At 72.1% G+C, this 23,865-nt stretch carries 23 protein-coding genes and 2 tRNA genes; 11 read left to right on the forward strand and 14 right to left on the reverse strand.

Translation table 11 applies throughout. The annotated features are described in order from the left end of the window. Positions 1 to 117: 117 nt before the first annotated feature. From Van01_RS17890 to Van01_RS17900, 3 genes are all read right to left on the reverse strand, one after another. Positions 118 to 729 carry an alpha/beta hydrolase family protein gene (locus Van01_RS17890; RefSeq protein ID WP_204008489.1) on the reverse strand — a complete coding sequence of 204 codons (612 nt, stop codon included), beginning with the start codon at positions 727 to 729 and terminating at the stop codon, positions 118 to 120. A gap of 42 nt (positions 730 to 771) precedes the next feature. Continuing rightward, positions 772 to 1,164 carry a WhiB family transcriptional regulator gene (locus Van01_RS17895; protein WP_093405204.1) on the reverse strand — a complete coding sequence of 131 codons (393 nt, stop codon included), beginning with the start codon at positions 1,162 to 1,164 and terminating at the stop codon, positions 772 to 774. Positions 1,165 to 1,360: 196 nt separating this feature from the next. Continuing rightward, positions 1,361 to 2,071 carry an SOS response-associated peptidase gene (locus Van01_RS17900; protein ID WP_204008491.1) on the reverse strand — a complete coding sequence of 237 codons (711 nt, stop codon included), beginning with the start codon at positions 2,069 to 2,071 and terminating at the stop codon, positions 1,361 to 1,363. A 102-nt stretch (positions 2,072 to 2,173) separates the two neighbouring features. Here Van01_RS17900 and aroA point away from each other — a divergent pair, with 102 nt between their 5' ends. From aroA to Van01_RS17920, 4 genes are all read left to right on the forward strand, one after another. Then, a complete protein-coding gene (gene aroA / locus Van01_RS17905) occupies positions 2,174 to 3,478 on the forward strand; it encodes a 3-phosphoshikimate 1-carboxyvinyltransferase (protein WP_204008494.1) in 1,305 nt (434 codons plus the stop codon). A 165-nt stretch (positions 3,479 to 3,643) separates the two neighbouring features. Beyond that, complete coding sequence (gene rsgA / locus Van01_RS17910; RefSeq protein WP_239099142.1) at positions 3,644 to 4,570, forward strand: ribosome small subunit-dependent GTPase A; 927 nt, start codon at positions 3,644 to 3,646, stop codon at positions 4,568 to 4,570. A 109-nt stretch (positions 4,571 to 4,679) separates the two neighbouring features. Beyond that, positions 4,680 to 5,492, forward strand: coding sequence for a histidinol-phosphatase (gene hisN, locus Van01_RS17915; protein ID WP_204008496.1), 813 nt, complete (start codon positions 4,680 to 4,682; stop codon positions 5,490 to 5,492). A gap of 49 nt (positions 5,493 to 5,541) precedes the next feature. Next, positions 5,542 to 6,507, forward strand: a complete 966-nt coding sequence (locus tag Van01_RS17920; protein ID WP_204008559.1) for a hypothetical protein — start codon at positions 5,542 to 5,544, stop codon at positions 6,505 to 6,507. Here Van01_RS17920 and Van01_RS17925 read toward each other — a convergent pair. After that, positions 6,462 to 7,664 carry a glycosyltransferase gene (locus Van01_RS17925; RefSeq protein ID WP_204008498.1) on the reverse strand — a complete coding sequence of 401 codons (1,203 nt, stop codon included), beginning with the start codon at positions 7,662 to 7,664 and terminating at the stop codon, positions 6,462 to 6,464. The two genes, Van01_RS17920 and Van01_RS17925, sit on opposite strands and share 46 nt — an antisense overlap. A gap of 136 nt (positions 7,665 to 7,800) precedes the next feature. On the opposite strand from Van01_RS17925, the gene Van01_RS17930 reads away from it, so the two are divergent. Then, entirely contained in the window at positions 7,801 to 8,793 is a 993-nt protein-coding gene (locus tag Van01_RS17930; RefSeq protein ID WP_204008500.1) for an SDR family oxidoreductase, read from the forward strand. Positions 8,794 to 8,881: 88 nt separating this feature from the next. Further along, complete coding sequence (locus Van01_RS17935) at positions 8,882 to 9,454, forward strand: DUF5709 domain-containing protein (RefSeq protein ID WP_204008503.1); 573 nt, start codon at positions 8,882 to 8,884, stop codon at positions 9,452 to 9,454. Between the two features lie 31 nt (positions 9,455 to 9,485). Here the strand turns inward: Van01_RS17935 and Van01_RS17940 are convergent, their stop codons facing one another. Both Van01_RS17940 and macS read right to left on the reverse strand, forming a co-directional pair. Beyond that, a complete protein-coding gene (locus Van01_RS17940; protein WP_204008505.1) occupies positions 9,486 to 10,148 on the reverse strand; it encodes a response regulator in 663 nt (220 codons plus the stop codon). After that, positions 10,145 to 11,269 carry a MacS family sensor histidine kinase gene (gene macS, locus Van01_RS17945; RefSeq protein WP_239099140.1) on the reverse strand — a complete coding sequence of 375 codons (1,125 nt, stop codon included), beginning with the start codon at positions 11,267 to 11,269 and terminating at the stop codon, positions 10,145 to 10,147. The genes Van01_RS17940 and macS overlap by 4 nt, the downstream gene beginning before the upstream one ends. A gap of 115 nt (positions 11,270 to 11,384) precedes the next feature. On the opposite strand from macS, the gene Van01_RS17950 reads away from it, so the two are divergent. Further along, positions 11,385 to 11,858: an ATP-binding protein gene (locus tag Van01_RS17950; RefSeq protein WP_204008510.1), complete on the forward strand. Its 474-nt coding sequence runs from the start codon at positions 11,385 to 11,387 to the stop codon at positions 11,856 to 11,858. Between the two features lie 25 nt (positions 11,859 to 11,883). On the opposite strand, the gene Van01_RS17955 is transcribed toward Van01_RS17950, so the two are convergent. The 6 genes from Van01_RS17955 to Van01_RS17980 all read right to left on the reverse strand — a co-directional run bounded on the left by Van01_RS17955 (position 11,884) and on the right by Van01_RS17980 (position 17,752). Beyond that, positions 11,884 to 12,714, reverse strand: a complete 831-nt coding sequence (locus Van01_RS17955; RefSeq protein WP_204008519.1) for a phosphoribosylaminoimidazolesuccinocarboxamide synthase — start codon at positions 12,712 to 12,714, stop codon at positions 11,884 to 11,886. A gap of 89 nt (positions 12,715 to 12,803) precedes the next feature. Continuing rightward, positions 12,804 to 13,043 (reverse strand): hypothetical protein, encoded by a 240-nt coding sequence (locus Van01_RS17960; RefSeq protein ID WP_204008522.1) that lies wholly within the window; start codon positions 13,041 to 13,043, stop codon positions 12,804 to 12,806. A gap of 115 nt (positions 13,044 to 13,158) precedes the next feature. Continuing rightward, positions 13,159 to 13,235: transfer RNA gene (locus Van01_RS17965), tRNA-Met, on the reverse strand. Positions 13,236 to 13,353: 118 nt separating this feature from the next. After that, a tRNA-Met gene (locus Van01_RS17970) sits at positions 13,354 to 13,430 on the reverse strand. 183 nt (positions 13,431 to 13,613) lie between these two features. Then, positions 13,614 to 16,637: a UPF0182 family membrane protein gene (locus Van01_RS17975; protein WP_204008524.1), complete on the reverse strand. Its 3,024-nt coding sequence runs from the start codon at positions 16,635 to 16,637 to the stop codon at positions 13,614 to 13,616. 101 nt (positions 16,638 to 16,738) lie between these two features. After that, on the reverse strand, positions 16,739 to 17,752 hold the full coding sequence (locus tag Van01_RS17980) for a YlbL family protein (RefSeq protein WP_204008526.1): 1,014 nt from the start codon (positions 17,750 to 17,752) through the stop codon (positions 16,739 to 16,741). A 184-nt stretch (positions 17,753 to 17,936) separates the two neighbouring features. Between Van01_RS17980 and Van01_RS17985 the strand changes: the two genes are divergently transcribed. Then, entirely contained in the window at positions 17,937 to 19,166 is a 1,230-nt protein-coding gene (locus Van01_RS17985) for a zinc-dependent metalloprotease (RefSeq protein WP_505745408.1), read from the forward strand. Between the two features lie 46 nt (positions 19,167 to 19,212). On the opposite strand, the gene Van01_RS17990 is transcribed toward Van01_RS17985, so the two are convergent. After that, positions 19,213 to 19,902, reverse strand: a complete 690-nt coding sequence (locus tag Van01_RS17990; protein WP_204008531.1) for a hypothetical protein — start codon at positions 19,900 to 19,902, stop codon at positions 19,213 to 19,215. A 32-nt stretch (positions 19,903 to 19,934) separates the two neighbouring features. Continuing rightward, positions 19,935 to 20,456: a M48 metallopeptidase family protein gene (locus Van01_RS17995; protein WP_204008533.1), complete on the reverse strand. Its 522-nt coding sequence runs from the start codon at positions 20,454 to 20,456 to the stop codon at positions 19,935 to 19,937. Between the two features lie 536 nt (positions 20,457 to 20,992). Between Van01_RS17995 and Van01_RS18000 the strand changes: the two genes are divergently transcribed. The 3 genes from Van01_RS18000 to Van01_RS18010 all read left to right on the forward strand — a co-directional run bounded on the left by Van01_RS18000 (position 20,993) and on the right by Van01_RS18010 (position 23,801). Further along, positions 20,993 to 21,160, forward strand: a complete 168-nt coding sequence (locus tag Van01_RS18000) for a DUF5679 domain-containing protein (protein WP_012014940.1) — start codon at positions 20,993 to 20,995, stop codon at positions 21,158 to 21,160. A 194-nt stretch (positions 21,161 to 21,354) separates the two neighbouring features. Next, positions 21,355 to 22,401: a hypothetical protein gene (locus Van01_RS18005; RefSeq protein WP_204008535.1), complete on the forward strand. Its 1,047-nt coding sequence runs from the start codon at positions 21,355 to 21,357 to the stop codon at positions 22,399 to 22,401. A 71-nt stretch (positions 22,402 to 22,472) separates the two neighbouring features. After that, positions 22,473 to 23,801: an ABC1 kinase family protein gene (locus Van01_RS18010; RefSeq protein WP_204008537.1), complete on the forward strand. Its 1,329-nt coding sequence runs from the start codon at positions 22,473 to 22,475 to the stop codon at positions 23,799 to 23,801. Positions 23,802 to 23,865: the final 64 nt, after the last annotated feature.

Raw genomic sequence — 23,865 nt, forward strand, 5'->3', positions numbered from 1 at the left:
GGGAGCCCGGTGTCGCCGCCCGACCGGGCACTGGGACACCATCGGGTGCAACGAAGCGGCGCGGCCGGCGGACACGGCACCGGGAGGCACTGCGGCGCGCGGGCAGCCAGCGTGCCGTCAGGTCGCCCAGCCGTGCTCGCGCAGCCAGCCCACCGCCAGCGCGGCCGTACCGGCGGGGTCGCCCCGGAGGTCGTGCCGCTCCCCCGGCCGGACCAGCACCCGTACCAGCGGCCCCCGCTCGGGCACACCGAACGGGTCCCGGTCCCCGTTCACCACCAGGGTCGGCAGGCCGGTCATCAGCTCGCCGGCCCGGCTCCGCTCCGGTCGCCCGGGCGGATGCAGCGGGAAGGCGAGCGCCACCACCCCGGCGGCGGCCACCGCGGTCGCCGTCCGGCAGGCCACCCGAGCGCCACTGGAGCGACCACCCACCACCAGCGGTACGCCCGGATGCCGTCGCCGCAGCACGGCGAGGACGGTCGACCACGCCTCGTCGAGGTGCCCGGCCGGGGCGGGCGCACGCCGGCCGGCGACCCGGTACGGCTGGGTCACCCGGGCCACCACCAGCCCGGCGGGCACCGCCGCGTCGCGCAGGCCGATCAGATCCGGGGCATCGACACCGCCGCCGGCCCCGTGCCCCAGCACCAGCAGGGCCCGGGGCGGGCCGGACGGGTGATCGGTGTCGACCCGGGCGGGACCGCGCGGAGTGGCGATGACGTCGTCGTGTGGCACCGCCCCATTGAACCCGCCCCGACCTGGGCGGCACCCCGCGGATCAGCTCAACGGCACCAGGGTGAGCAGCCGGTCACGCACCGGCGGACCCGGCTCACCTGCGGCATCCGGGTCGGGTTGCACCTCGCTGCGCCAGGCCACGAGCATCGCCCGCCGCTCCCGTGGCGTGGTGCCGCCCCAGACGCCGTGACAATCGCCGACCTCCAACGCCCAGGCCAGGCAGGAGCCCTGCACATCGCAGCTGCGGCACAGTGCCACCGCCGCATCCGCCGGCTCGTTCGGCGCCGGAAAGAACGTTTCCGGGTCGACGCTCTGACAGGTGCCTCTGGTGCGCCAGGCTTCGTCCTGTCGCCGCTCACGCAACGCCCGCAACAGTCGCGGATCACGCCGCGCGGCGGCCACCTCGTGCGGACGGGGCATACGCGCCCGTGTCATCCACCCACCTCCCCCGTGGGACCAGCAAGATCGATGGAGATCGTTCACCCGACGTGAACGACACCCACCACCGGCGCTGTGTTCTATCGCACTTACGTACGCCGAGACAAGACTCTGCCGGGAACTTGGCAGAACGTTGGAGTCACCTTTCGCCCGCAACCGCAGCAAATCACTCCCGACAATGTGCCGGCCGTGATCAGAAGAGCGTCATCTCCGACGGCTCGGTGGAACGGTTCAGCGGCACCCGGGCGGTCAGCTCCGGACCGTCGTTTCGCACATCGCCAACTGCCTTGCCCACCGGCCGTATCTCCAACCGGGCAAGCCAGTCCGTCGGCGGCGGCACCAGCAGCTCGGCCGCGTCGCCGCCGCCACCCAGCCAGGCCGCCCAGCGCCCGGGGGTCAGCAGCAGGGGCATCCGGTCATGCACCTCGGCCAGTTCGCCGAGGGCCGCGGTGGTCAGCACGCTGAAGGTCAGCAGCGTCGTGTCCGGGCCGTCCCAGCGCGACCAGATGCCAGCGAAGGCGAGCACCGAGCCGTCGCGCGGGGTCATGTAGTACGGCTGCTTCGAACCGTCGGCCAGCCGCACCCACTCGTACCAGCCGTCGGCGGGAACCAGGCACCGTCGGCGGGCGAAGGACGGCGCGTACGCCCGGCTGGTGGCGACCGTCTCGGCGCGGGCGTTGATCATGCGGGCCGCTCCGGCGGGCGACCGGGACCACTGCGGCACCAGACCCCATCGGCCCCGCGAGAGCGCCCGGTGACCCTCGGCCCTCACCCGGACGACAGGCACGGGATCGGTAGGCGCCACGTTGTGATCGGCGACCAGCCCGTCCCCGGTCTCGTCGACGGCCTCGAACAGGCCGCTCAGGTCACCGGCGCTCCGGGTCGTGGCGTACCTCCCGCACATGCCGTTCACGCTAGCGCGCCGCCCGCCGGGCGGCTGTCCCGTTCCCCGGGAGCGGACGATGGCCGTGGCAACGCGGGGCTGACGGCACGGCAGAATGTAGCTGTGGGGAATGTGCCAGCGACCCGGCCGCTACAGCCGTGGACCGCACCTACGGCCAGCGATCCGGTGTCGGCGTCGCTGCGGCTGCCCGGTTCCAAGTCGATGACCAACCGGGCCCTGGTGCTCAGCGCGCTGGCGGCCGGGCCGTCAACCCTGTCCCGGCCGCTGCGGGCCCGGGACACCGAGCTGATGGCCGCCGCGCTGCGGGCGATGGGCGCCCACGTCTCGATCGCCGACGACGACCGCTGGTTGGTCCGACCGCACCGCCTGTTCGGCCCGGCCCAGGTCGACGTGGGGCTGGCCGGCACGATCATGCGCTTCGTACCCCCGGTCGCGGGGCTGGCCGACGGGCAGGTCACCCTCGACGGTGACCCGGCCGCCCGCACCCGTCCCCTCAGCCCGCTCATCGAGGCGCTGCGCTCGCTCGGCGTACGCGTCGACACCCCCGCCTCGGGCAGCCTGCCGCTCGTCGTGCTGGGCGCCGGCCGGGTGACCGGCGGCGAGGTCGTGATCGATGCCTCGGCCTCCAGTCAACTGGTCTCCGGTCTGCTGCTCGCCGCCCCCCGCTTCGACCGGGGGCTGGTGGTCCGGCACGTCGGCCCGCCGGTGCCCTCCGCGCCGCACCTGCGGATGACCGTGCAGATGCTGCGCGCCGCCGGTGCCGCGGTCGACGACAGCACCCCCGACGTCTGGGCGGTCGAGCCGGGGCCGCTCACCGGGCGCGGGTGGGAGATCGAGCCGGACCTCTCCGGCGCGGTGCCGTTCTTCGCCGCCGCCCTGGTCACCGGCGGCGAGGTGACCCTGCGCGGCTGGCCGGCACGGGGCAGTGCCCAGCCGGTGGAGCGACTGCGCTCGCTGTTGCAGCAGATGGGTGCGGCGGTCACCCTCACCACCGAGGGGCTGACGGTGCGCGGCACCGGCCCGGTGAAGGGACTGCACGCCGACCTGTCCGACGTCAGCGAGCTGACCCCGGCGTTGACCGCGCTGGCCCTGCTCGCCGACTCGCCCTCGGTGTTCACCGGCGTCGGCCACATCCGGGGCCACGAGACGGACCGGCTGGCCGCGCTGAACCGGGAGTTCACCGGGCTGGGCGCGGACATCACCGAGTCGACCGACGGCCTGGAGATCCGGCCCCGACCACTGCACGGTGGCGTGTTCCGCACCTACCACGATCACCGGATGGCGCACGCGGCGGCGGTTGCCGGGCTGGTGGTGCCGGGCGTCGAGTTGGACGACGTGTCGTGCACCGCGAAGACCATGCCCGAGTTTCCGGCGCTATGGTCGGCACTGGTGACCGACAAGAACTGAGCGGACGAAGGGGCGGTCCTGGCGACCAGACGGCGGGAGTACGACGAGGACGACGTCCGGGTCCGACCCGGCAGATCCTCACGCCCGCGTACCCGGACCCGGCCACGGCACGCCGACGCCAGGGACGGTTTCGTCATCGCTGTGGATCGCGGGAGGTACACCTGCGTGCTGCCCGGTGCCGGGCCGGACGACCCCACAGTCACCGCGATGCGCGCCCGCGAGCTGGGCCGTAAGTCGGTGGTGGTCGGTGACCGGGTCGGGCTGGTCGGCGACACCTCCGGTTCGTCCGGGGCGCTGGCCCGCATCGTCCGGATCGAACCACGCAGGTCCGTGCTGCGGCGCACCGCCGAGGACGACGCCAGCACCGCCGAGGGGCGGCTGGAACGGGTGGTGGTCGCCAACGCCGACCAGCTTGTGATCGTCAGCGCGCTGGCCGACCCGCCGCCGCGCACCGGGTTCATCGACCGCTGCCTGGTGGCTGCGTACGACGCGGACATCGAACCGCTGCTCTGCCTGACCAAGGCCGACCTGGCCGGGCCGGAGGCGGTGCTCGACTACTACACCGAGCTGGAACTGCCGTACCTGCTCCTGCGGCCGGACTCGCCGTTGGACCCGCTACGCAGTCTGCTGGCCGGCCGGGTGTCGGTGCTTGTCGGGCATTCCGGGGTGGGCAAGTCGACCCTTGTCAACCGCCTCGTACCGGAGGCCGAACGGGCGGTCGGCACGGTGAGCGCGATCGGCCGGGGACGACACACCTCGACAAGCGCTGTGGCGTTGCGACTGCCCGCGTCACCCGACGCGGAGCAGGATCCGGGCTGGATCGTGGACACCCCGGGCGTACGCAGCTTCGGGCTGGCCCACGTCTCGGCCGAGAGCCTGCTGCACGGCTTTCCGGACCTGGTCGAGGCCACCGCCGACTGCCCGGCGAACTGCCCGCACACCGCCGACGAGGCCGACTGCGCCCTCGACGGCTGGGTCGCGGCGGGGCGGGCCGACCCCCGCCGGCTGGCCTCGTACCGCCGGTTGCTGGCCTCCCGCGCCGGGGAGACCGACACCCGCACCGAGCCCGACCCGCGCGGGCGCCCGGAGTGATCCGGCGGGCCCACCCCGTCGACGCGGCACCTCACGTCGGCACCAGCACCGACGCGCCGACGCCGGCCCCCGGCGTGGTCCCGGTGCCGGCGTCGCTACCGTGTCCGGCATGACCGGGTACGCCGATGACCTGACCCTCGCCCACCGGCTCGCCGACGCCGCCGACGCCCTGTCGACGGCCCGGTTCCGCGCCCTGGACCTGCGGGTCGAGTCGAAGCCCGACCTGACCCCGGTCTCCGACGCGGACACCGCCGTGGAGCGCGAGATCCGCGCCCTGCTCGCCCAGCACCGGCCCGACGACGGGCTGCTCGGCGAGGAGTACGGCGCGACGCCCACCGCCGGCACCCGCCAGTGGGTGGTGGACCCGATCGACGGCACCAAGAACTTCGTCCGGGGCGTGCCGATCTGGGCCACGCTCATCGCCCTGCTGGAGGAGGGCCGCCCGGTCGCCGGGCTGGTCTCCGCACCGGCCCTGGGGCGCCGCTGGTGGGCGGCGCGGGGCACCGGGGCCTACGCGGGCCCGGACGCGGCCCGCGGTACGCCCATCCGGGTCTCCGGGGTGACCAGGTTGGCCGACGCCAGCCTCTGCTACTCCTCGCTTGACGGCTGGGAGAAGGCGGGCCGGCTCGACGCCGTGCTGCAACTGATGCGGGACACCTGGCGCAGCCGCGCCTACGGCGACTTCTACGGTTACATGCTGTTGGCCGAGGGTGCGCTGGACGTGATGATCGAGCCCGAGTTGTCCCTCTGGGACGTGGCCGCACTGGTACCCATCGTGACCGAGGCAGGGGGCGCGATCACCGATCTGGCCGGTCAGCCGGCCCCGACCGGTGGCGACAACAGCACGCTGGCCAGCAACGGCGCGTTGCATCCCGACATCCTCGAAAGGCTCGGTAGCCCGCCGAGCATTGACGCCGGGTAACCTCTATCCTCGCCAGGTGGCTACCTCGGGTTGGTGTTTCCTGGCGGCGATGATCGTCGCGTATGGCGTCGCCAATCTGTTGCAGTCGGTCGCCGCCGCCCGCACCACAGTGCATCACACATTCGATCCCGGGCTGCTGCTGCGCCTGGCCGGGCACCGCACCTACCTGGTCGGGCTGGCCTGCCAGGTCGCCGGATTCGTCCTGGCCTTCCTGTCCCGGCGGGACCTGCCGCTGTTCCTGGTACAGGCGAGCGTGGCCGCCGGCCTCGGCGTCACCGCCCTGCTCGGCGTGATCCTGCTGAAGTGGCGGCTGCCGGCGGCCGAGGTCGCGCTGCTGGTGCTGCTGTTCGCCGGAATCACCGCGCTGGTGCTCGCCGCCCGACCGGCGCCGTCGAAGGCCCTCGGCACCGAGGGCATGATCGCCCTGCTGGTGGCCCTGGCGGTGATCGCGGTGCTGGGCTTCTTCGCGGTCCGGCTGCACGGCGCGCCGGGCTCGGTGGCGCTCGGATCGCTGGCCGGGCTGGCCTTCTCCGCCGCCGCGGTGGCGGCCCGGCCGCTGGCCTCCGCGTCGAGCTGGGACGCCTTCCTCAGCCACCCGCTGCTCTACCTGCTCGTCGCCCATTCCGTGGTCGGGCAACTGCTGCTCGGGCTGGCGATGCAGCGCGGTTCGACAACGGCAGCGGTGGCCGCGATGGACGCGGCCGGCGCGGTGCCCGCCGCCATCGTCGGGCTGCTGCTGCTCAACGACAAGATCTGGCCGGGTCGGGAGTGGCTCGCCGGGATCGGGTTCCTGGTCACCCTCGCTGCCGTCGTCGGGCTCACCCGGTACGCGGAGCCGCAGCATCAGCACGCCGTCGCCCAGGAGACCAGCCGGGCGGTGGTCAACGCCCCGCTGCCGCTCATCCCGCGGCCCACGGCGGCGGGCTGCGAGGTCGCGGGCGCGGGCAGCGGCGTGGGTGACGCGCTGCCTCAGGCCGCCTCGACCGGCTTGCGTCGGCCCACCACCCGCTCGTAGAGCCGCTCCAGAGCACTGGCCGTGCGTTCCCAGGTGTAGCTGCACCGCACCCGATCGACCGCGGCGTGCCCGTACGCGAACCGGCCGGCGTTGTCGGTGAGGAGTCGACGCAGCGTCATCCCGAGGGTTCGTACGTCGCCGGGCGGCACCAGCTTGCCGGTCACCTCGTCGACCACTGCGTCGGCGATGCCACCCATGGCGTAGCCCACCACCGGGACACCGCAGGCCATCGCCTCCAGCGACACCCGGCCCGCCGAGGAGTAGTGCGGGGTGCAGGCCACCACGTCGGCCGAGCGGTACCAGGTGGCCATCTGCTCGTGCGGCACCGCGCCGACCAGGTGCACCTGCTCGCCGACCCCGACCCGGTCGGCCAGCTCACGCAGCCGACGGGCCTCGGCGTGGTTGGCCAGCCGGTCGGTCGGTGGCCCGCCGGCGATCACCAGCTCCGCGTCGCCGACCAGGCGCAACGCGCGGATCAGATCCTCCTGGCCGTGACCCCGCCCGAGCCCACCCACGGAGAGGATCCGGGGGCGCTGCTCACGCGGGGCGGCCTCACCGTCGGGATGGAAGCGCTCCGTGTCGACCCCGGTGGGGACCATCGCGACAGACGTGCGTTGCAGGCCCATCCGGGTCAGCTCGTCGACCTCGTCGTTGCACTGGGCAACCGCGATGTCCACGGCTCGGGTCAGCGCCCGCTCCAGCGGGATCCGGGTGCCCGGACCGTCGTACTGGGCACCGAGGTGGCGCAGTTGCTCCATGCCGATCGAGTGGAACGTCTGCACCATCGGGATGTCGGTCTCCCGTACGGCGTGCGCGGCGGCCAGGCCGCCGATCCAGTAGTGGCCGTGCACCACCTCGGGGGTCCAGTCGCGGGACCACCTGCCGGCCAGCCACTCACCGAACTCGGGCACGTAGGGCACCAGATCAGCGGTGGGGATCGGCGCGACCGGGCCCACCGAGGCCCGCTCCACCCGGTAACCGTCCACGACGTCGGTCTCGGTCACCTCAGGGTCGTCCCGGCGGGTGTACACCCGCACGTCGTGACCTCGCCCGGCCAGTTCGGCCGCGACCCGTGCGATGTGCTGGTAGGTGCCGACGACGGTTCCGTCGCCGGACGGCGGCGCAGCGGCGTGGGCACAGACAAGGCCGACGCGCATGGGTCACCTCCATGCGGATGAGGGCTGTGGTCTTCGGTCAGAGCGTCCCATTAACCGGCCTCCGACGAGCCGAAACCTCGCAGATCGCGGGCACGCCCGGCGGCATGACCCGGACATGACGGGGTACCGATGAGGAATGCCCCTCGCCCGAGCACTCGCCGACGCCACGATCGTCATCACCGGAGCGTCCAGCGGCATCGGTGCCGCGACCGCGTACGCCCTGGCGCGGCGCGGCAGCACAGTGGTGCTTGCCGCGCGTACCGAGCCGGCCCTGCGGGAGGTGGCCCGACACTGCCGTGAGCTGGGCGGCCGCACCCTTGTGGTGCCCACCGACGTGACGGACGCGGAGGCCATGCGACGGCTCGCGTCGACAACTGTGGCGGAGTTCGGCCGGATCGACGCCTGGATCAACAACGCCGCAGTGGGCACCATCGGGTTGTTCGACGAGATCCCGGTGGCCGAGTTCCGCCAGGTGCTGGACGTCAACCTGCTCGGCACGGCGAACGGGATCCGGGCCGCGTTGCCACACCTGAGCGCGGCCGGCGGCGGCGTCGTGGTCAACAACGCCTCGGTGCTGGCCGAGGTGGCGATGCCCTACCAGTCCCCGTACAACGCGGCCAAGCACGGTGTCCGGGGCCTGGCCGACACGATCCGCCAGGAACTTCGCGCCACCGGTCGGGGGTCCGTCTCGATCTGCACGGTGCTCCCGGCCACCATCGACACGCCGTTCTTCCGGCACGCCGCCAATCACAGTGGCCGGCAGGTCGTTCCGCCACCACCTGTCTATCCGCCGGAGGTGGTCGCGGAGACGATCGTCCGGCTGCTGAGGCGACCCCGCCGGGAGGCGTACGCCGGTGGCGCCGCCCGCCTGATCGGCATGCAGTGGCGGCTGGCCCCGGCGCTGGCCGAACGCGTTCTGGGGTGGTACGGCCGGTACACCCAGTTCGGCCCGACGCCGATGGCGGACACCACGGGCAACGTCTTCCACCCCGACGCGACGGCGCAGCCGGAGGGCGACTGGGCCGGCCGACGCCGCCAGCTGGTCCGCATCTCCACCGTGTTCGGGCTGGCCGCCGCCGGGACCGCCGTCGGCACGGCCGCCGCGCTGGCCCGCAAACTGACCCGGTGAGCGCTCGGGCCGGCACCCGGTGACGTCCGGCCGGCTATCCGCCCGGCGGGACCGGTTACGGCGGGAGGGCAACGGGTAGTGGTCAGTCATGCGCGACGACGAGTACCCGACCCCCGTGTCCGATCCAGAGGCCGATGGCCTGCCCGACACCGCCGACGACGATTCGACGGCCGGGGACGACGTGCTCACCGGACGGGAGGCCGACGGCCCGGCACCGGCCCAGCTGCCCGGTGACCGGACCCCGGTGGCGGTCGACGAGTTCGGCACCACTGCTGAGGAGCAGCTCGACGGCGAGTCGTTGGACTACAAGCTGAGCCGGGAACAGTTCGAGCTGCCGGTAGACGATCCGCTGGCCGGGCCGGTGGATCCGGACATCGCGGCCGAGGCGGACAGCCGGGAACAGGCGGCGCAGGCGCAACTCGACGCCGACGTCATCGACCCGGGTCCCACCTCCGACCCGAAGTCCCCGGTCTCGCTCTACGACCACGACCAGCTCGGCACCAGCGTGGACTCCACGGTCGGGCGGCTTGTCGAACCGGACGAGGGGGCGCACACCGACCAGGAGACCGATTCGATCGCGTACGACGCGGGTGCCGCCGGTGGCGGAGCCAGCGCCGAGGAACTTGCCGTGCACGAGACCCGGCCGCCGCACTCGGTCTGAGCGGCGAGCGAGCACCGGTCCGCACCGCCGCTCAGTCGTCCAGGCCGCGTTCGATCGCGTACCGGGTCAGCTCGACCCGGTTGTGCAGCTGAAGCTTGCCGAGCGTGTTCTGCACGTGGTTCTGCACCGTACGGTGCGACAGCCCGAGCCGCTCGGCGATCTGCTTGTACGACATGCCCTTGGCGACCAGACGCAGCACCTCGGTCTCCCGGTCGGTGAGCCGGGGTGCCGCGTCCTCGGCGTCAGCCGCCGCGTGACTGGTGACGGTGGCCAGTCGGCGGTACTCGCCGAGGACCAGTCCGGCCAGCCCCGGCGTGAAGACCGGCTCGCCCGCCGCGGTACGCCGTACCGCCTCCAGGAACTCCGCCAGCCCGGCGGATTTGAGCAGATAGCCGGTGGCGCCGGCCTTCACCGCGTCCAGCACTCCCTGCTGCTCGCCGCTGGCCGAGAGCATGAGCACCCGGACGTCGGGGTGCGCCGCCCGCAGTCCCTGGATCACCTCCACACCGGAGATGTCCGGCAGTTGCAGGTCGAGCACCACCACGTCGGGACGGGCCGCGGCGACCACCCGGACCGCCTGACGTCCCTCCCCACAACTGGCCACCACCTGGTGGCCGGCCTCGGTAAGGTCGCGGGCCACTCCTTCCCGCCACATCGGGTGGTCGTCGACGACCATCACACGTAAGCCGCTCATGGTTCCCTCCTCGGCACGGTGAGTTCCACCTCGGTGCCGGCACCCGGTGTCGAGTTGATCCGGGCCGTGCCACCGAGGTCGGCCAACCGGCCCCGGATGGCCTGGGCGACGCCCAGCCGTCCCTGGGCCACGGCCTCGGCCAGGCGGTCGGGCGGAAAGCCCGGACCCTCGTCCCGGATCGACACGGTGACCACCGCGCCCTCGTCCTCGACCAGCACCCACGCCCGACCGCCACCGTGCCGGGCCGCGTTGTCCAGCGCCGCCCCGACGGCCGCCGCCAGCTCACGCGCCACCGGCGGAGGCAACGGCACCGGGCCCGCCGGTGCGGACAGCGACACGGTGGCCGAGGCGTGCCGGCCGAGCAGGGTACGCAGGTCGACAGGCGCGTCGGCGGCACCGGCCGGGACCGGCCCGGCAGCGGAGATCAGCGAACGCAGCGCCACCTCCTGCTCGCCGGCCAACCGGGCCAGCTCGCCTGCCTCGCCGTCGAGGTGCGCGCCACGCCGCTGCACCAGGGCGAGCACCTGGAGCACCGAGTCGTGGATGTCGCGAGCCAGCCGTTCCCGCTCCCTGGTGGCGGCCTCCAACTCCACCGCCCGGTGCAGCCGCTCCCCGGCGGTCACCGAAAGCCGGGCGACGTGCCCGACCACCACGCCGGCGAGCAGCATCAGGATCGCTCCGTTGAACGCGCCAGGGGTGACCATGCCCCGGGTCGCGAGATCGGTCGCGCCGAGCACGAGTGCCGCGACCACGCCACGCCGCCGCCCGCCGGAGACGGCCCACGCCAGCACCGGTCCGCTCAGCCAGGCCACCGGAAGGGTGGGTAGTCCCGCGTCGAGCGCCGGCCGGCCCATCACCCACGGGGTGGCCAGCAGGATCGCCACGACAACCGCCAGGTCGGCCAGGAGCAGTGGCCAGCCGCGCCGCGCCGGGTCCGCGTACCCGATCGCGGTGACGCCGGTCCAGGCCGCCATGACCAGCACCAGTGCTCCAGCGGCGAGGGGGTGGGCGTACCGGTCCGCGTCCCGGATCAACACCACACAGACGTACGCCAGGGAAGCCACCCGGAAGACCGCGACGGCCCGCCAGAGCGGGACCTCGAAACCACCGGCAGTGGGCACGTGCGCCACGATGCCACAGGCCGTCGGAGCCCCCTGCGGCCGAGCACCTCGACCAACCCTGACGTACGGTGGTAAAAGCCGCGTAAACCTCTGCGATCTCTGTCGGGACGGGGCCATGACGAACGCAGGATCTCCCCCACCGCGTACGGTGGTGCCCATCGAACACGCCCTCCTGATCGCCGACGCCTTCGACCAGGCCCAGGTGACCGAACTCCGACACTCGGTCGCCGCCTGCGCGCGCACTGCCGGGCTGCGCGACGAGCGGCTTGACGACTTCGTGCTGGCGGTCAACGAGCTGATCACCAACGCGGTGCGGCACGGCGGCGGGCAGGGCTGGCTACGGCTGTGGGAGGAGCCCGGCCTGGTGCTGTGCGAGGTCGCCGATCACGGTCAGGGCATCAGCACACAGGACCTCGACAACCGCAGCCGGCCCGCGCCTGAGACGGCCGGTGGCTGGGGGCTCTGGCTGGCCCGCGAGCTGACCGACGCGATGGACGTGGATACCGGACCCGCCGGCACCACGGTGCGCATCATCACCGCGACCACCCCCGCCGAGCAGCACGTCGGACGCCACCGCAGCCGCGAATAGCGGCGGTCCGCCGCCGCCCGGGTCCCTACCAGCGGGTGCCGGTCAGCTTCTCGTAGACGTCCACGTAACGCGCCCGGGTGGCGTCGACCACCTCGGCGGGCACCTCCGGGGCCGGGTGCCGCTTGTCCCAGCCGCTGGTCGCCGCCCAGTCCCGTACGTACTGCTTGTCGTAGGAGAACTGGGCGCGCCCGGGCTGGTAGGACTCCGCCGGCCAGAACCGGGACGAGTCGGGGGTGAGCAGCTCGTCGCCGAGGACCAGGGTGCCGTCCGACGCCCAGCCAAGCTCGATCTTGGTGTCGGCGACCAGGATGCCCCGGTCGGCCGCCAGCTCGGCACCCCGGCAGTACACGTCGATCGTGAGCAGCCGCAGCCGCTCGGCGGTCTGGGCGCCGACCTTGTCGACCACCTCGGCGAAGGTCATCGGCTCGTCGTGCTCGCCGGCCGGCGCCTTGGTGGACGGGGTGAAGATCGGCTCGGGCAGGATGGAGGCCTCGACCAGTCCGCGCGGCAGTTCGACACCGGAGACCTTCCCGGTGCTCTCGTACTCCTTCAGGCCGCCGCCGGCGAGGAAGCCACGGGCGACGCACTCGACCGGGACCATCTCGAGCCGACGGCACCGGATCGCCCGGCCGGCGAACTCCGGCGGCACGTCGGTGGCCGAGATGACGTGGTTCGGGACCAGGTCGGCCAACTGCTCGAACCACCACAGCGACAACGCGGTGAGCAGCTTGCCCTTGTCCGGGATCGGGGTCGGCAGCACCACGTCGTAGACGGAGACGCGGTCGGAGGCGACCAGGATCAGGTCATCGCCCTCGGCGTAGACGTCCCTCACCTTGCCCGAGTGCAGAAGTTCCACGCGGACAAGTAGACCACGCGCCTGACGTACCACCGCTGGCGGTCCACGGCGCGACCGCCAGGGCACGAACGTCCCCTCGGTCCGCCTGGTCAGCGCCGGCGGCGAGTCATCCGGATCACCAGCAGGACGATCACGGCCACCACCACCAGACAGCAGAGCAGGCTCAGGAAACCGAAGAAGCCGGAGCCACGCCCGCGCCGTCGCGCCGCCTCCACCACCAGTTCCCCGGTGCCGGTCGAGGCCCATGCCGCGACCGGGACGAACACCGTCAGCACGACCGTACCCAGGAGCGTGCCGAGCCGCCCCCACCACCTACCGAAGGAAGACATGGGCTCATCCTCGCTGAGCCGCGCAACCTCGGCGGGCCGAACGACGCTCGTGTCGACAGGTGCCGCCCGGGGCAAAGAAAAAGAGGCCCCGGACGAATCCGGGACCTCTTTCGCGTGGTAGCGGGGACAGGATTTGAACCTGCGACCTCTGGGTTATGAGCCCAGCGAGCTACCGAGCTGCTCCACCCCGCGTCGGTAGGACCAGCCTACCCCATCCGTCACGCCACTCGTCACCGGCCCCGTCCGTCACCGGCGTCACCGAGGTGCGGAACCGAAAAAGGCCCCGGACGAATCCGGGACCTCTTTCGCGTGGTAGCGGGGACAGGATTTGAACCTGCGACCTCTGGGTTATGAGCCCAGCGAGCTACCGAGCTGCTCCACCCCGCGTCGGTAGATCCACCGTAGCGTACGACCCCCGGCCCCCGCAAAACGACAGCCGGAACCGCGCGGTTCCGCACCGCGTCGGTCAGGCCGCACCCGGGTCAGCGCGGCATTTCGAGGACGGCCGGAAACGGTGCGACCCACGGCGGCGAGGATCGCCGGACCGTGGGCCGCACCGTTCGCAGTTGGTCAGCCGGTGGGTGACGGACTGCCGGAGGGAGCCGGCGGGCTCGGCGTGCCGTTGGTGCCCGCCGCCTGCTGCGCCTGCTGGAACGCGGTGAGCGCCTCGTCCAGCGCGGCCAGCGCCCGGCCGTAGCGTTCGAAGTCGCCGGACGCCTGCGCGGCACGCACCTCGGTGATCGCCGCCCGCACCCGCTCGGCGGCCGCGCCGAGCTCGCCGGTGAGCGGCGGGGCGTCGCCGGGCGTCGGGGTGGCCGACGGCGACGCCGGAGGCTCCTCGCCCTCGGGCGGCTCCTCGGTGCCCCCGGCCGGCGGCGGCGGGTTACCTGCCGCCGCCTGCTTGCCCTGCTCGACGAGCTGCTTGATGCCGTCGGCCACGTTGTCGGCCAGCACGACGTAGGAACCTCCGTCGCCGTACGACATCAGCACCTTCTGCAGCAGCGGGTACGCGTCCTGCTGGTTGCTCTTGACGTAGACCGGCTCGACGTACAGCATCCCGTTGGCGAAGGGCAGCGAGAGCAGGTTGCCGTACTGCACCTGGGCCTGGTTGGAGGAGAGCAGGTTCAGCTGCTGCCGGATGTTGGCGTTCGTGTTCGTCATCCGCTGGTGCACCTGCACCGGCCCGGAGATCGCCGTCTGGTCCGGCAGCTCCAGCACCTGCAACGTCGGCTTGCCGTCCTGGTACGAACCGGAGATCAGGGCGGCCAGGTTCTGCCGGCCGTTCGGAGTGACCGCGCTGGTGAGCTGGAAACGCGGCGCGTCCTGGCCCGGGAACTGGGTGTAGAGGTAGTACGGCGGCTGCTTCTGCCCGCTGTCCGGCGCGTCCGGCACGTTCGGCACCTGCCAGAAGTCCTGGCCGGAGTAAAAGTCGCCGGGGTTCGTGACGTGGAACCGGGTGAGCAGGTTGCGCTGCACCTTGAACAGGTCGGCCGGGTACCGGAAGTGGTCGGCGAGTGCCGGTGGGATCTCGGCGCGCGGCTTGATCAGGTCACCGCCGAACGCCTTGTTCCACGCCTTGAGCACCGGGTCGTTGTCGTCGAACTCGTAGAGCACGACAGTGCCGTCGTACGCGTCGACAGTCGCCTTCACCGAGTTGCGGATGTAGTTGACGTTCTCCCGGGCCAGCTGGATGGTGCCCCGGCCGGTCAGCTCGTCGGTGGTCTCCTGCTGGAGGTTGACCCGCTCCGCGTACGGGTAGGTCGCGGCTGTGGTGTAGCCGTCCACGATCCACTGCACCCGACCGTCCACCAGGGCCGGGTAGGGGTCACCATCCAGGGTGAGGAACGGCGCGACCTTCTCCACCCGGTCCCGGGGGTTACGCACGTAGAGCAGCTTGGAGTTGTCGTTGACCGCCTCGGAGAGCAGGAAGTTCGCCTCCTGCTCTTTGATCGCGTAGAGCAGGCGACGGGTGAACGAGCCGACGTCGACACCACCGGAACCGGTGTAGGTGTAGTACGACTCGGACCCCTCACCGCCTTCGCCACTCTCACCGGCCGGACGGTCGAACTCTGCCGGGTTGGCGTCCTCGCTCGGCTTGCCGACGATCGCGTAGTCACCGGCGGCCATCCGCTCGCCGTAGTAGATCCGGGGCTGGCTCGCCGGGATCAGGTCGGTGGCCGACGCGCACGACTCCTGCGTCCGCTCGCCGAGCGATCCGGAGACGAAGAAGGGCTGGCCACCGCAGACCACCCGGTTCGCGGGTGCGGCCACCACGCCGTAGCCGTGGGTGTAGACGGTGTGCCTGTTGATCCAGTTGCTCTGCTGGGCGGTCAGCTCACCGTAGTTGATCTCGCGTACGCCGACCACGTAGTCCTGGGTGGCGTCGTCGATCGTGTACCTGTCGATGTCGAGCTTCGGGCCGAAGTCGTAGAAGCCTCGGACCTGCTGGAGCTGGGTGTAGGTCTCGCTCACCAACTGCGGGTCGAGCAGTCGGACGTTCGGTACCACCGAGGTGTCGGTGGCCAGACTCTCCGGCGGGTTCAGATTGCTCGCGGCGTACGCCGAGCTCTGCGCGATGTCCAGCCCGAAGGACGCGCGGGTCGCGTCGATGCTGCGCTGGATGTACGGCGCCTCCTTGTCCCGGGCGCTGGGCTTGACCTCGAAGGTCTGCACCGCCCACGGGTAGATGCCGCCGATCGCCACCGCCGAGACGCCGAGCAGGGCCAACGAGATGCCCGGCCAGACCAGGTTGCGCATCCAGGCGTTGGAGAACACGATGATCGCGATCGCCACCACCACGGAGATGTAGGCGAGGATCTCCTTGGCCGGCAGCAGCGCGTTGATGTCGGCGTAGCCGGCGCCGTAGACGCCCACGCCGTCGTTGTACTCCAGCAGCATCGCCCGCCGGTCCAGCACGTACGCGACGGCCTTGAGCAGGACGAAGACCGCGACAAGCGTGCTCAGGTGGGCCCGGGCGGCGTTGCTCATCCGGTCACCGACGCCCTGCAGGCGCACCCCGCCGAAGAGGTAGTGCACGGCCAGCGCGCCGATGAGCGCCAGGACCACAGCGGTGAAGCCGAGCCCCAGCAGGAACCGCCAGAACGGCAGCTGGAAAACGTAGAAGCCGATGTCGACGCCGAACTCCGGGTCGTCGACGCCGAAGTTGCCGCCGTGCAGGAAGAGCAGCCACTGGTTCCAGCGGCTCTGCGCCGACAGACCGGCGAAGAGGCCGACGATGGCGGCGGCCACCGTGATCCACAGCCCCAGTCGGGGGCCGAGCAGCATCCGGTACCGCTCCAGGGTGGCCTGTTCCGGTGAGTGCGGTCGCATCCGTGGGCGCAGCCGTTGCGCGAGCCAGAGGTTGCCGCCGACGATCGCCGCCATCGCCAGGCCCGCGGCCAGGAAGAGCAGCAGCCGGGTGACAAGCACTCCCCGGAAGACCTCGGTGTAGTCGACCTCGGAGAACCAGAGCCAGTCGGTCCAGGCCTGCACCCCCCAGCCGAGCAGGGTGAACAGAACGAACACCCCGATCAGGACCCCGATCGTGACGCGTCCGCGTCGGCTCATCCTCGGCAGGGGGCTGCTGCTACGCATGACCACTGTTGGCTCCGCACGCTCGTTATGATCGGCTCCGACCAGGCACCCAGAGTACGGGGTGTTCCTGAAAGCGTGAGCGCAAGGTCATACCGCGCGACTCAGCAGTACGCCGGCTCGCCACCGGAACGCAGCGTCTCCAGCGCGTCCAACGCCTCGTCGAGCGAGCCCACCTTCACCAACGGCAGGTCCGGCTGCCGGTTACGGACCGCCTCGGCGCAGTTGGCCGCGGGCACCAGGAACGCTGTCGCGTTTGCCTGCTTCGCTCCTACCAACTTCTGGGGGATCCCGCCGATCGGGCCGACCTGCCCGGCGTCGTCGATGGTGCCGGTACCGGCGATGATCCGGCCGCCGGTCAGATCATCAGGGGTCAACTTGTCGATGATGCCCAGGGCGAACATCAGGCCGGCGCTGGGTCCACCGATGTCCTTCAGATCGAAGGAGAGGGTGAACGGGTGCGGCTGCTGCTGCTCGATCTCGATCCCGATCCGGGGCCGGCCGTCCTGTTCCTGGCTGGTGATGGTGTCGGTCCGCGCGGCGCCGTCGCGGGTGTACCCGATCCGCAGGGCCGTGCCGGCCGGCTTGGCCCTGATCAGTTCGGTGAGCCGGGAGGCGAACGGCACCGGTTCACCGTCGACCGATGTCACCACGTCACCCGGGCGGAGCACGGTGGCGGCCGGTCCGTCGGTGGCCACCGTCTTGACCACGACCTGCACCTCGTATCCGAGTTCCCGCAGCGCGGCGGTCTCCGCGCTGGTCTGCGAGACCTGGAAGTCCTCGGCGTTGCGCTGCTCCACCTCCTCCTGACTCTCCCCCGGCGGGTAGACCAGTTCGCGTGGCACCACCGCCTGCTCGTCGGAGAGCCAGCCCTGGATGGCCGAGCGGAGCTTGACGCCGGGCTGGACCCCCACCGTCGTCAGCCGCAGTTGGCCCGCGGAGGTGGAGGTTTCCCGGCCGGTGACCTGGATGACCTCCTTACCGTCCTCCTGGCCCAGCGTGTCGACGGTCGGGCCGGGGCCGAGCACCACGTACGGGACGGGCGCGCCGAGCACCCCGATGCTGAGCAGCGCGGTGAGCAGAGCACCGAGCAGGACGGTCAGGCCGCGACGTCTCATGCGGCAGAGCGTACCGATCCCGATCGCGCCTCCCGGCCGGCACGACGCACGACTTCGCCCTCAGCGCAACCGCGGTGGCGGCGGCCCGGGTGGTGGCGCGCGTACCGTAGACGTCGTGCCTGATATTCCGTTCGGTTTCGCGCTTCCGGGTGGGCAGCCGCCCGACCCCAACGACCCCGCGCAGATGCAGCAGTTCATGTCGCAGTTGCAGCACCTGCTCTCCGCGTCGGGCAGCGGGCCGGTCAACTGGGATCTGGCCCGCCAGGTGGCGGCCAGTCAGCTCGCCGCCGCGGGCGACCCGGCGGTCTCGCCCTACGAGCGTCACGCGGTCGAGGAGGCGCTGCGCATCGCCGACCTCTGGCTGGAGCCGGCCTCCGCGCTGCCTTCGGGCATCCGCACGACGGTGTCCTGGAACCGCAACGAGTGGATCTTCAAAACGCTCGACGTCTGGCGCAAGCTGTGCGACCCGGTGGCCAGCCGGATGGTCGGCGCGATGGGCGACCTGGTCCCACCGGAGGCCCGGGCCCAGCTCGGCCCGATGCAGTCGATGGTGGCCACCCTGGGTGGCGCGCTCTTCGGCGGCCAGCTCGGCCAGGCACTCGGGTCACTCGCCGCGGAGGTGCTCTCGGCCGGCGACATCGGTCTGCCGCTCGGACCCGCCGGCACGGCCGCGCTCATCCCGGCAAACATCAAGGCGTACGGCGAGGGTCTGGAGCTGCCCGAGGACGAGGTCCGCCTCTACGTGGCCCTGCGTGAGGCGGCACACCAGCGGCTCTTCGAGCACGTCCCGTGGCTGCGGGGGCACGTCCTCAACGCCGTCGAGACGTACGCTGCCGGCATCCGGGTGAACCGGGAGGCGATCGAGGAGGCGATGGGTCGGGTCGACCCGACCGACCCCGAGTCGATGCAGGCGATCGCCCTGGAGGGCATCTTCACCCCGGAGGACAGCCCGACGCAGAAGGCCTCGCTGGCGAGGCTGGAGACGGCCCTCGCCCTGGTGGAGGGTTGGGTGTGCCACGTGGTCGACGGGGCGGCAGCCGGCCGGCTGCCGAACGTCGTGGCCCTGGGCGAGGCGTTCCGCCGCCGCCGTGCGGCCGGCGGGCCCGCCGAGCAGACCTTCGCGGCCCTGGTCGGGTTGGAGTTGCGGCCCCGTCGGCTGCGCGAGGCCGCGGCGCTCTGGGCGGCGCTCACCGAGCATCGGGGCATCGCCGGCCGGGACGCGCTCTGGGGCCACCCCGACCTGCTGCCCTCCGACGACGATTTCGCCGACCCGGTGGCCTTCGCGATGGCTGACGTGGATCTGATGACCGAGCTGGAGAACTTCGACTTCTCCGCGCCGGGCGGCCCGGAGGAGAAGGCCCCGGGTGAGACGGAACGCCGCGACGACACCGAGGGCGGCGAGGACCGCTCCTGACGATTCGCCCGGCTGACGTCGTCGCGCCGAGTCGGCGGGGGCGGCGTCAGCCGGTCCGGCCGGCACCGGAGAGCAGGGACCGGGTGTGCTCCCACCCGTCCAGCGCCGGATCGAGCCGGGCCAGATCCGCCGGGCCGCGCAGCCGGTGCCAGGAGGGTGTCACCGCCAGGTCGCCGGGGCGCGGGGCCGCCGCCCGCACGGCCGCGGGCACCGTGGCGTCCATGTCCAGCGGCGGCAACCAGGACGGTACGGGCAGCCGGGCCGCCACCCCGAGCAGCCCGGGCAGGCCCCCCTCCGCCGGAGCGACCGCGACAGGCCGACTGGTCAGCGGACGCAGCAGCTTGCCGACGGTGAGCCCGGGCAGGTCGGGCGCGTCGCCGGCGACGACCGCCACCTGCTCGTAGCGCTCGCTCGTCGCCGGGTCGCCGCCCGGAACGGCACCTGACGGCCGGTCCGTGCCGGCCGTCCCGTCCGACTCACGGGCACCGGTCAGGGCGGCGAACACGGCGTTCGGGGTCGGCTCGGCCACCTCGTACACGGTCGTGCCGGGCCAGATCACCGCGTCGGCCAGCCAGCGGTCCGCCCGCGTGACAGCCACCGCGGTGTCCACCTCGTTGAGCATGGCGAGCAGGTCCACCACGTCCTCGGCCAGCGCGGTTCGCCAATCCACCGGGTCGACGCCGGGTGGCGCCCAGGCCACCGGCGCGAGCAGCGCCACCACCACACGTCGGGCCATTCACCGACCCTACCGCCGCGGCGACGGGGCGCTCAGGGGGTGCCGGCGACGGCCGCCACGCCCTCCAGGTAGCCGCGCGCCCGTTCGGTCTTCGGGTATCTGCCGACAAGCGCCCAGAACTGTGCGTTGTGACTGGACACGATGAGGTGGACAAGTTCGTGCAGCAGCACGTAGTCGATCACCCAGTCCGGCATCTCCTGGATCCGGTGCGACAGCCGGATCGAACGGTCCGCCGGGGTGCAGGATCCCCACCTGCCGTTCTGATTGCTCACCCACCGGACGCTGGCCGGCAGAGCCTGGTTGCCGTACTCGGTGAGATAGAGCTTGATCAGCCGGCCGGCCCGGACCAGCAGTTCGGCGTCCGAGCGGGCCAGGCGTCCCTCGCGGGCGGCCAGCCGGGCGAGCATCCGGTCGACCCACTCGCTCTCCTCGGCCCGGGAGAACTGGTCGGGGATGAGGACCACGACCCGCTCACCGTCGCGGTAGGCGGACACCGTGCGTCGCCGACGCTGGCTGCGCCGTACCTCGACGACCGGCTTCCGCGGCCCTGCCATCAGTGGACCGCGCAGCCTCGGTTTGCTGTCACGTTGGCAAGCTAATGCGTTGTGACCAGGGGTCCGCAAGAGTCAACCCCCCGACGCGCGTCCGGAAAATGGGGATTGGTCGCCAGGAGTCCCGAAAAATTTCTTGCCGGACCCGGAGCAGCCGTCACGGTCACCCTTCGTGGTGGCCGGTGAGGTGTCACACCCTGAGCCGCCCACCACGTTAAGTGATCACCGCGACGGACCTCAAATCGACTGCCGATCGCCCGTCCGGGCGGCACCACCAGCGCAATTGCGGGGTACCGGTCGGCGTGTCCCCGCCAAACTGACTGATCTGACCCAATTCGGCGTGCACACTCTCGACGTCGCCTTGCTCACAGTGGCAATGCGCAGCTGACATGGAACCGCCCAGACCTGGGTAGGGTCCGCCAACCAGTGGTCACGCAGGTGGCCACCGGACAGAACCCGGCGCCGGCGACCTGAGCGACCGCCACCGGGAGACCCACCGGGTCGTTATCGACCGGTGGACGACACGAGGAGGGCACATCGTGGCCGACCAGGCCCAGACCTACAACGGTTACTGCGTCAAGTGCAAGGAGAAGCGGGACTTCGAGGGCCGTGTCGAGGTCTCGAAGACCGGCATGAACATGGCCAAGGGCAAGTGTCCGGTATGTGGCACAACAGTGAACCGCATCCTGGGCAAGGCGAAGGTCTGACGTACGTACGCGCATGCGGATGGGGGTGGCTGCGGCCACCCCCATCCGTGTCTTCGGTGACTGTCGGACCACCGACTCCATTACCCGCAGGTTGTGGATAACTCGCCGAATCCTGTGGACAGCCCTGGATCTGGGGCCGCCCACCTGTGGACAACGATCGACGGAAAGCATGGGCACGATCACTATTCGTGCTCATGACGCGATCCACCGAACGTCCACCGTCTCCCCGTCCCCGGCTGCTGCCCGGGCTGACCCGGCTCTGGCGCGACCGGCACACCCTTCAGCTCGGCCTCGGCCGGGAGCGCGCGGTCCTGGTCGAGGTGGCCGACCCCCGGGCGGCCCGGCTGCTCGACCTGCTCGACGGCGCCCACAGCGAACGGCAGGTGCTGGCCGGGACGGGAGCACGTCCGGAACACGCCCGGGCCCTGCTCGACGCGCTGCGCACCGCCGGCCTGGTGGTGCCGGCGCACACTCTCGTACCCCGGGATCTCACCGGGCCACGACGGGCCCGGCTCGCTGCTGAGGCCGGCGCGCTGGCGCTGGCCACCGCCCGGCTACCGGGCACCCCGGCCCAGGTGCTCCGGCGCCGCCTGGCCGCCCGGGTGACGATCACCGGCAGCGGCCCGCTCGGCCCCGCCATCGCTGTCGCGCTCGCCCAGGCAGGTGTCGGACACGTCCATCCCGACCTGCCCGGACCGGTTCGCCCGGTCGATCTCGTCGGCACCGGTATCGCCGCCACGGAGATCGGGCATCCGCTCGACGCCGCGGTTCGCGCGGCGGTACAACGGGCCGCGCCCGGCACCGGTACCGGCCCGCTCCGCAGACCCCGTCCCGACCTGGTCGTGCAGCTCGGCTCCGACCGACCGGCCGCGCTGCTGGCCGCCGGTCACGCCCAACGGCGACAACCGCACCTGTTCGTGGACATCCGCGAGGGGGTTCCCACGATCGGGCCACTTGTCCGCCCGCCGGTCGGACCCTGCCTGCGCTGTCTGGACCTGCACCGGGCCGACCGGGACCCTGGCTGGCCGACGCTCGCCGCCCAACTCGCCAGCACCCCGCCCGTCCCGGCCTGCGCCGCGAGTCTGCTGCTGGCCGCGACCGGGTACGCCGTCGGCGAGGCGCTGAGTCAGCTCGACGGCGGCAGTCCCGAGACCCTCGGCGGGTCGGTCGAGGTGGTGGCCCCCGGCAGTCTCCGGCGACGTCACTGGCCGCCGCACCCGCGCTGCCGCTGCGGCGGATGACAGGTGCGCCGGCGGCAACGGGTGCGGCTGCACGGCAGCAACGGGCCGGCCGAGTCGGTAACAATGACCAAGTGACCGACATCCCGCGCCGGGCCGTGTCCCGGACCGCCAAGCTCGCCGCTCTGCCGCTCGGCTTCGCCGGCCGGACCGTCCTCGGCATGGGAAAGCGCGTCACCGGGCTCGCCTCCGACGTGATCTCCGCCGAGATCCAGCAACGCACCGCCGAGCAGTTGTTCAGCGTCCTCGGCCAGCTCAAGGGCGGCGCGATGAAGTTCGGTCAGGCGCTGTCGGTGTTCGAGGCGGCCCTGCCCGAGGAGATCGCCGCGCCCTACCGGCAGGCGCTGACGAAACTCCAGGAGGCCGCGCCGCCGCTGCCCGCCGCAAGCGTGCACAAGGTGCTGGCCGAGCAGTTGGGGCCGGCCTGGCGGGACCGGTTCGTCAGCTTCGACGATTCACCGGCGGCCGCGGCCAGCATCGGGCAGGTGCACCGGGCCGTGTGGCGGCTGCCGGACGGCGCCGGCCGGGACGCCGCTGTGAAGATCCAGTATCCGGGTGCCGGCGACGCCCTGCTCGCCGACCTCAAGCAGCTCTCCCGGCTGGGCGGCATGTTCCGGGCCATCCAGCCCGGGCTGGACATCAAGCCCCTGCTGGCCGAGTTGCGGGAACGGATCACCGAGGAACTGGACTACGAGCTGGAGGCTGAGTCGCAGCGAGCCTTCGCCGCCGGGTACGTCGACGACTCGGAAATCTACGTACCGGAGGTCTTCTTCGCCTCGCCCCGGGTGCTGGTAACCGAGTGGATCGCGGGTACCCCGCTGGCCGACATCATCAGGTCCGGCAGCGAGGAGCAGCGCAACGAGGCGGGCCGGCTGATGGCCACGCTGCACCTCTCCGCGCCGGCGCGGGCCGGGCTGCTGCACGCCGACCCGCATCCGGGCAACTTCCGACTGCTGCCCGACGGTCGACTCGGCGTGATCGACTTCGGGGCGGTGGCCCGGATGCCGGAGGGCACGCCGGAGCCGATCGGCCGCATCGCCGGGCTGGCCCTGCGCGGCGACGCCGAGGAGGTGGTGGCCGGGCTACGGGCCGAGGGCTTCGTGAGCACCGCGGAGCCGATCGACGCGCAGGCGTTGCTGGAGTTCCTGCGTCCGATGCTGGAACCGATCGCCGCCGACGAGTTCCAGTTCACCCGGGCCTGGCTGCGCGCCGAAGCCACCCGACTGGCCAGCCCTCGCTCCCCGGCGTACCAACTCGGTCGGCAGCTCAACCTGCCGCCCTCGTACCTGCTCATCCACCGGGTGACGCTCGGGTCGATCGGGGTGCTGTGCCAGCTGGAGGCCAAGGCCCCCTACCGGGGCATCCTGGAACGCTGGCTGCCGGGATTCGCCCCGGTCGGCTGAGCAACGTGCGGTGTCCAGGACACCCCGGCAGACATGACGCGGCGGGCGGGGACCGATGGTCCCC

The sequence above is a fragment of the Micromonospora andamanensis genome (assembly GCF_016863495.1).
GTDB lineage: Bacteria > Actinomycetota > Actinomycetes > Mycobacteriales > Micromonosporaceae > Micromonospora > Micromonospora andamanensis.

What these genes read in the sequence shown, in the direction of transcription:
- Van01_RS17995 (WP_204008533.1), bottom strand. Translation starts at nt 20,456, where the DNA reads ATGGCAGGGCCGCGGAAGCCGGTCGTCGAGGTACGGCGCAGCCAGCGT.
- Van01_RS18005 (WP_204008535.1), top strand. Translation starts at nt 21,355, where the DNA reads ATGACGCGATCCACCGAACGTCCACCGTCTCCCCGTCCCCGGCTGCTG.
- Van01_RS17960 (WP_204008522.1), bottom strand. Translation starts at nt 13,043, where the DNA reads ATGTCTTCCTTCGGTAGGTGGTGGGGGCGGCTCGGCACGCTCCTGGGT.
- Van01_RS17985 (WP_505745408.1), top strand. Translation starts at nt 17,937, where the DNA reads ATGCAGCAGTTCATGTCGCAGTTGCAGCACCTGCTCTCCGCGTCGGGC.
- hisN (WP_204008496.1), top strand. Translation starts at nt 4,680, where the DNA reads ATGACCGGGTACGCCGATGACCTGACCCTCGCCCACCGGCTCGCCGAC.
- Van01_RS17980 (WP_204008526.1), bottom strand. Translation starts at nt 17,752, where the DNA reads ATGAGACGTCGCGGCCTGACCGTCCTGCTCGGTGCTCTGCTCACCGCG.
- Van01_RS17930 (WP_204008500.1), top strand. Translation starts at nt 7,801, where the DNA reads ATGCCCCTCGCCCGAGCACTCGCCGACGCCACGATCGTCATCACCGGA.
- Van01_RS17895 (WP_093405204.1), bottom strand. Translation starts at nt 1,164, where the DNA reads ATGACACGGGCGCGTATGCCCCGTCCGCACGAGGTGGCCGCCGCGCGG.
- Van01_RS17935 (WP_204008503.1), top strand. Translation starts at nt 8,882, where the DNA reads ATGCGCGACGACGAGTACCCGACCCCCGTGTCCGATCCAGAGGCCGAT.
- Van01_RS17975 (WP_204008524.1), bottom strand. Translation starts at nt 16,637, where the DNA reads ATGCGTAGCAGCAGCCCCCTGCCGAGGATGAGCCGACGCGGACGCGTC.
- Van01_RS17990 (WP_204008531.1), bottom strand. Translation starts at nt 19,902, where the DNA reads ATGGCCCGACGTGTGGTGGTGGCGCTGCTCGCGCCGGTGGCCTGGGCG.
- Van01_RS17920 (WP_204008559.1), top strand. Translation starts at nt 5,542, where the DNA reads ATGATCGTCGCGTATGGCGTCGCCAATCTGTTGCAGTCGGTCGCCGCC.
- Van01_RS17925 (WP_204008498.1), bottom strand. Translation starts at nt 7,664, where the DNA reads ATGCGCGTCGGCCTTGTCTGTGCCCACGCCGCTGCGCCGCCGTCCGGC.
- Van01_RS17950 (WP_204008510.1), top strand. Translation starts at nt 11,385, where the DNA reads ATGACGAACGCAGGATCTCCCCCACCGCGTACGGTGGTGCCCATCGAA.
- Van01_RS17940 (WP_204008505.1), bottom strand. Translation starts at nt 10,148, where the DNA reads ATGAGCGGCTTACGTGTGATGGTCGTCGACGACCACCCGATGTGGCGG.
- Van01_RS17900 (WP_204008491.1), bottom strand. Translation starts at nt 2,071, where the DNA reads ATGTGCGGGAGGTACGCCACGACCCGGAGCGCCGGTGACCTGAGCGGC.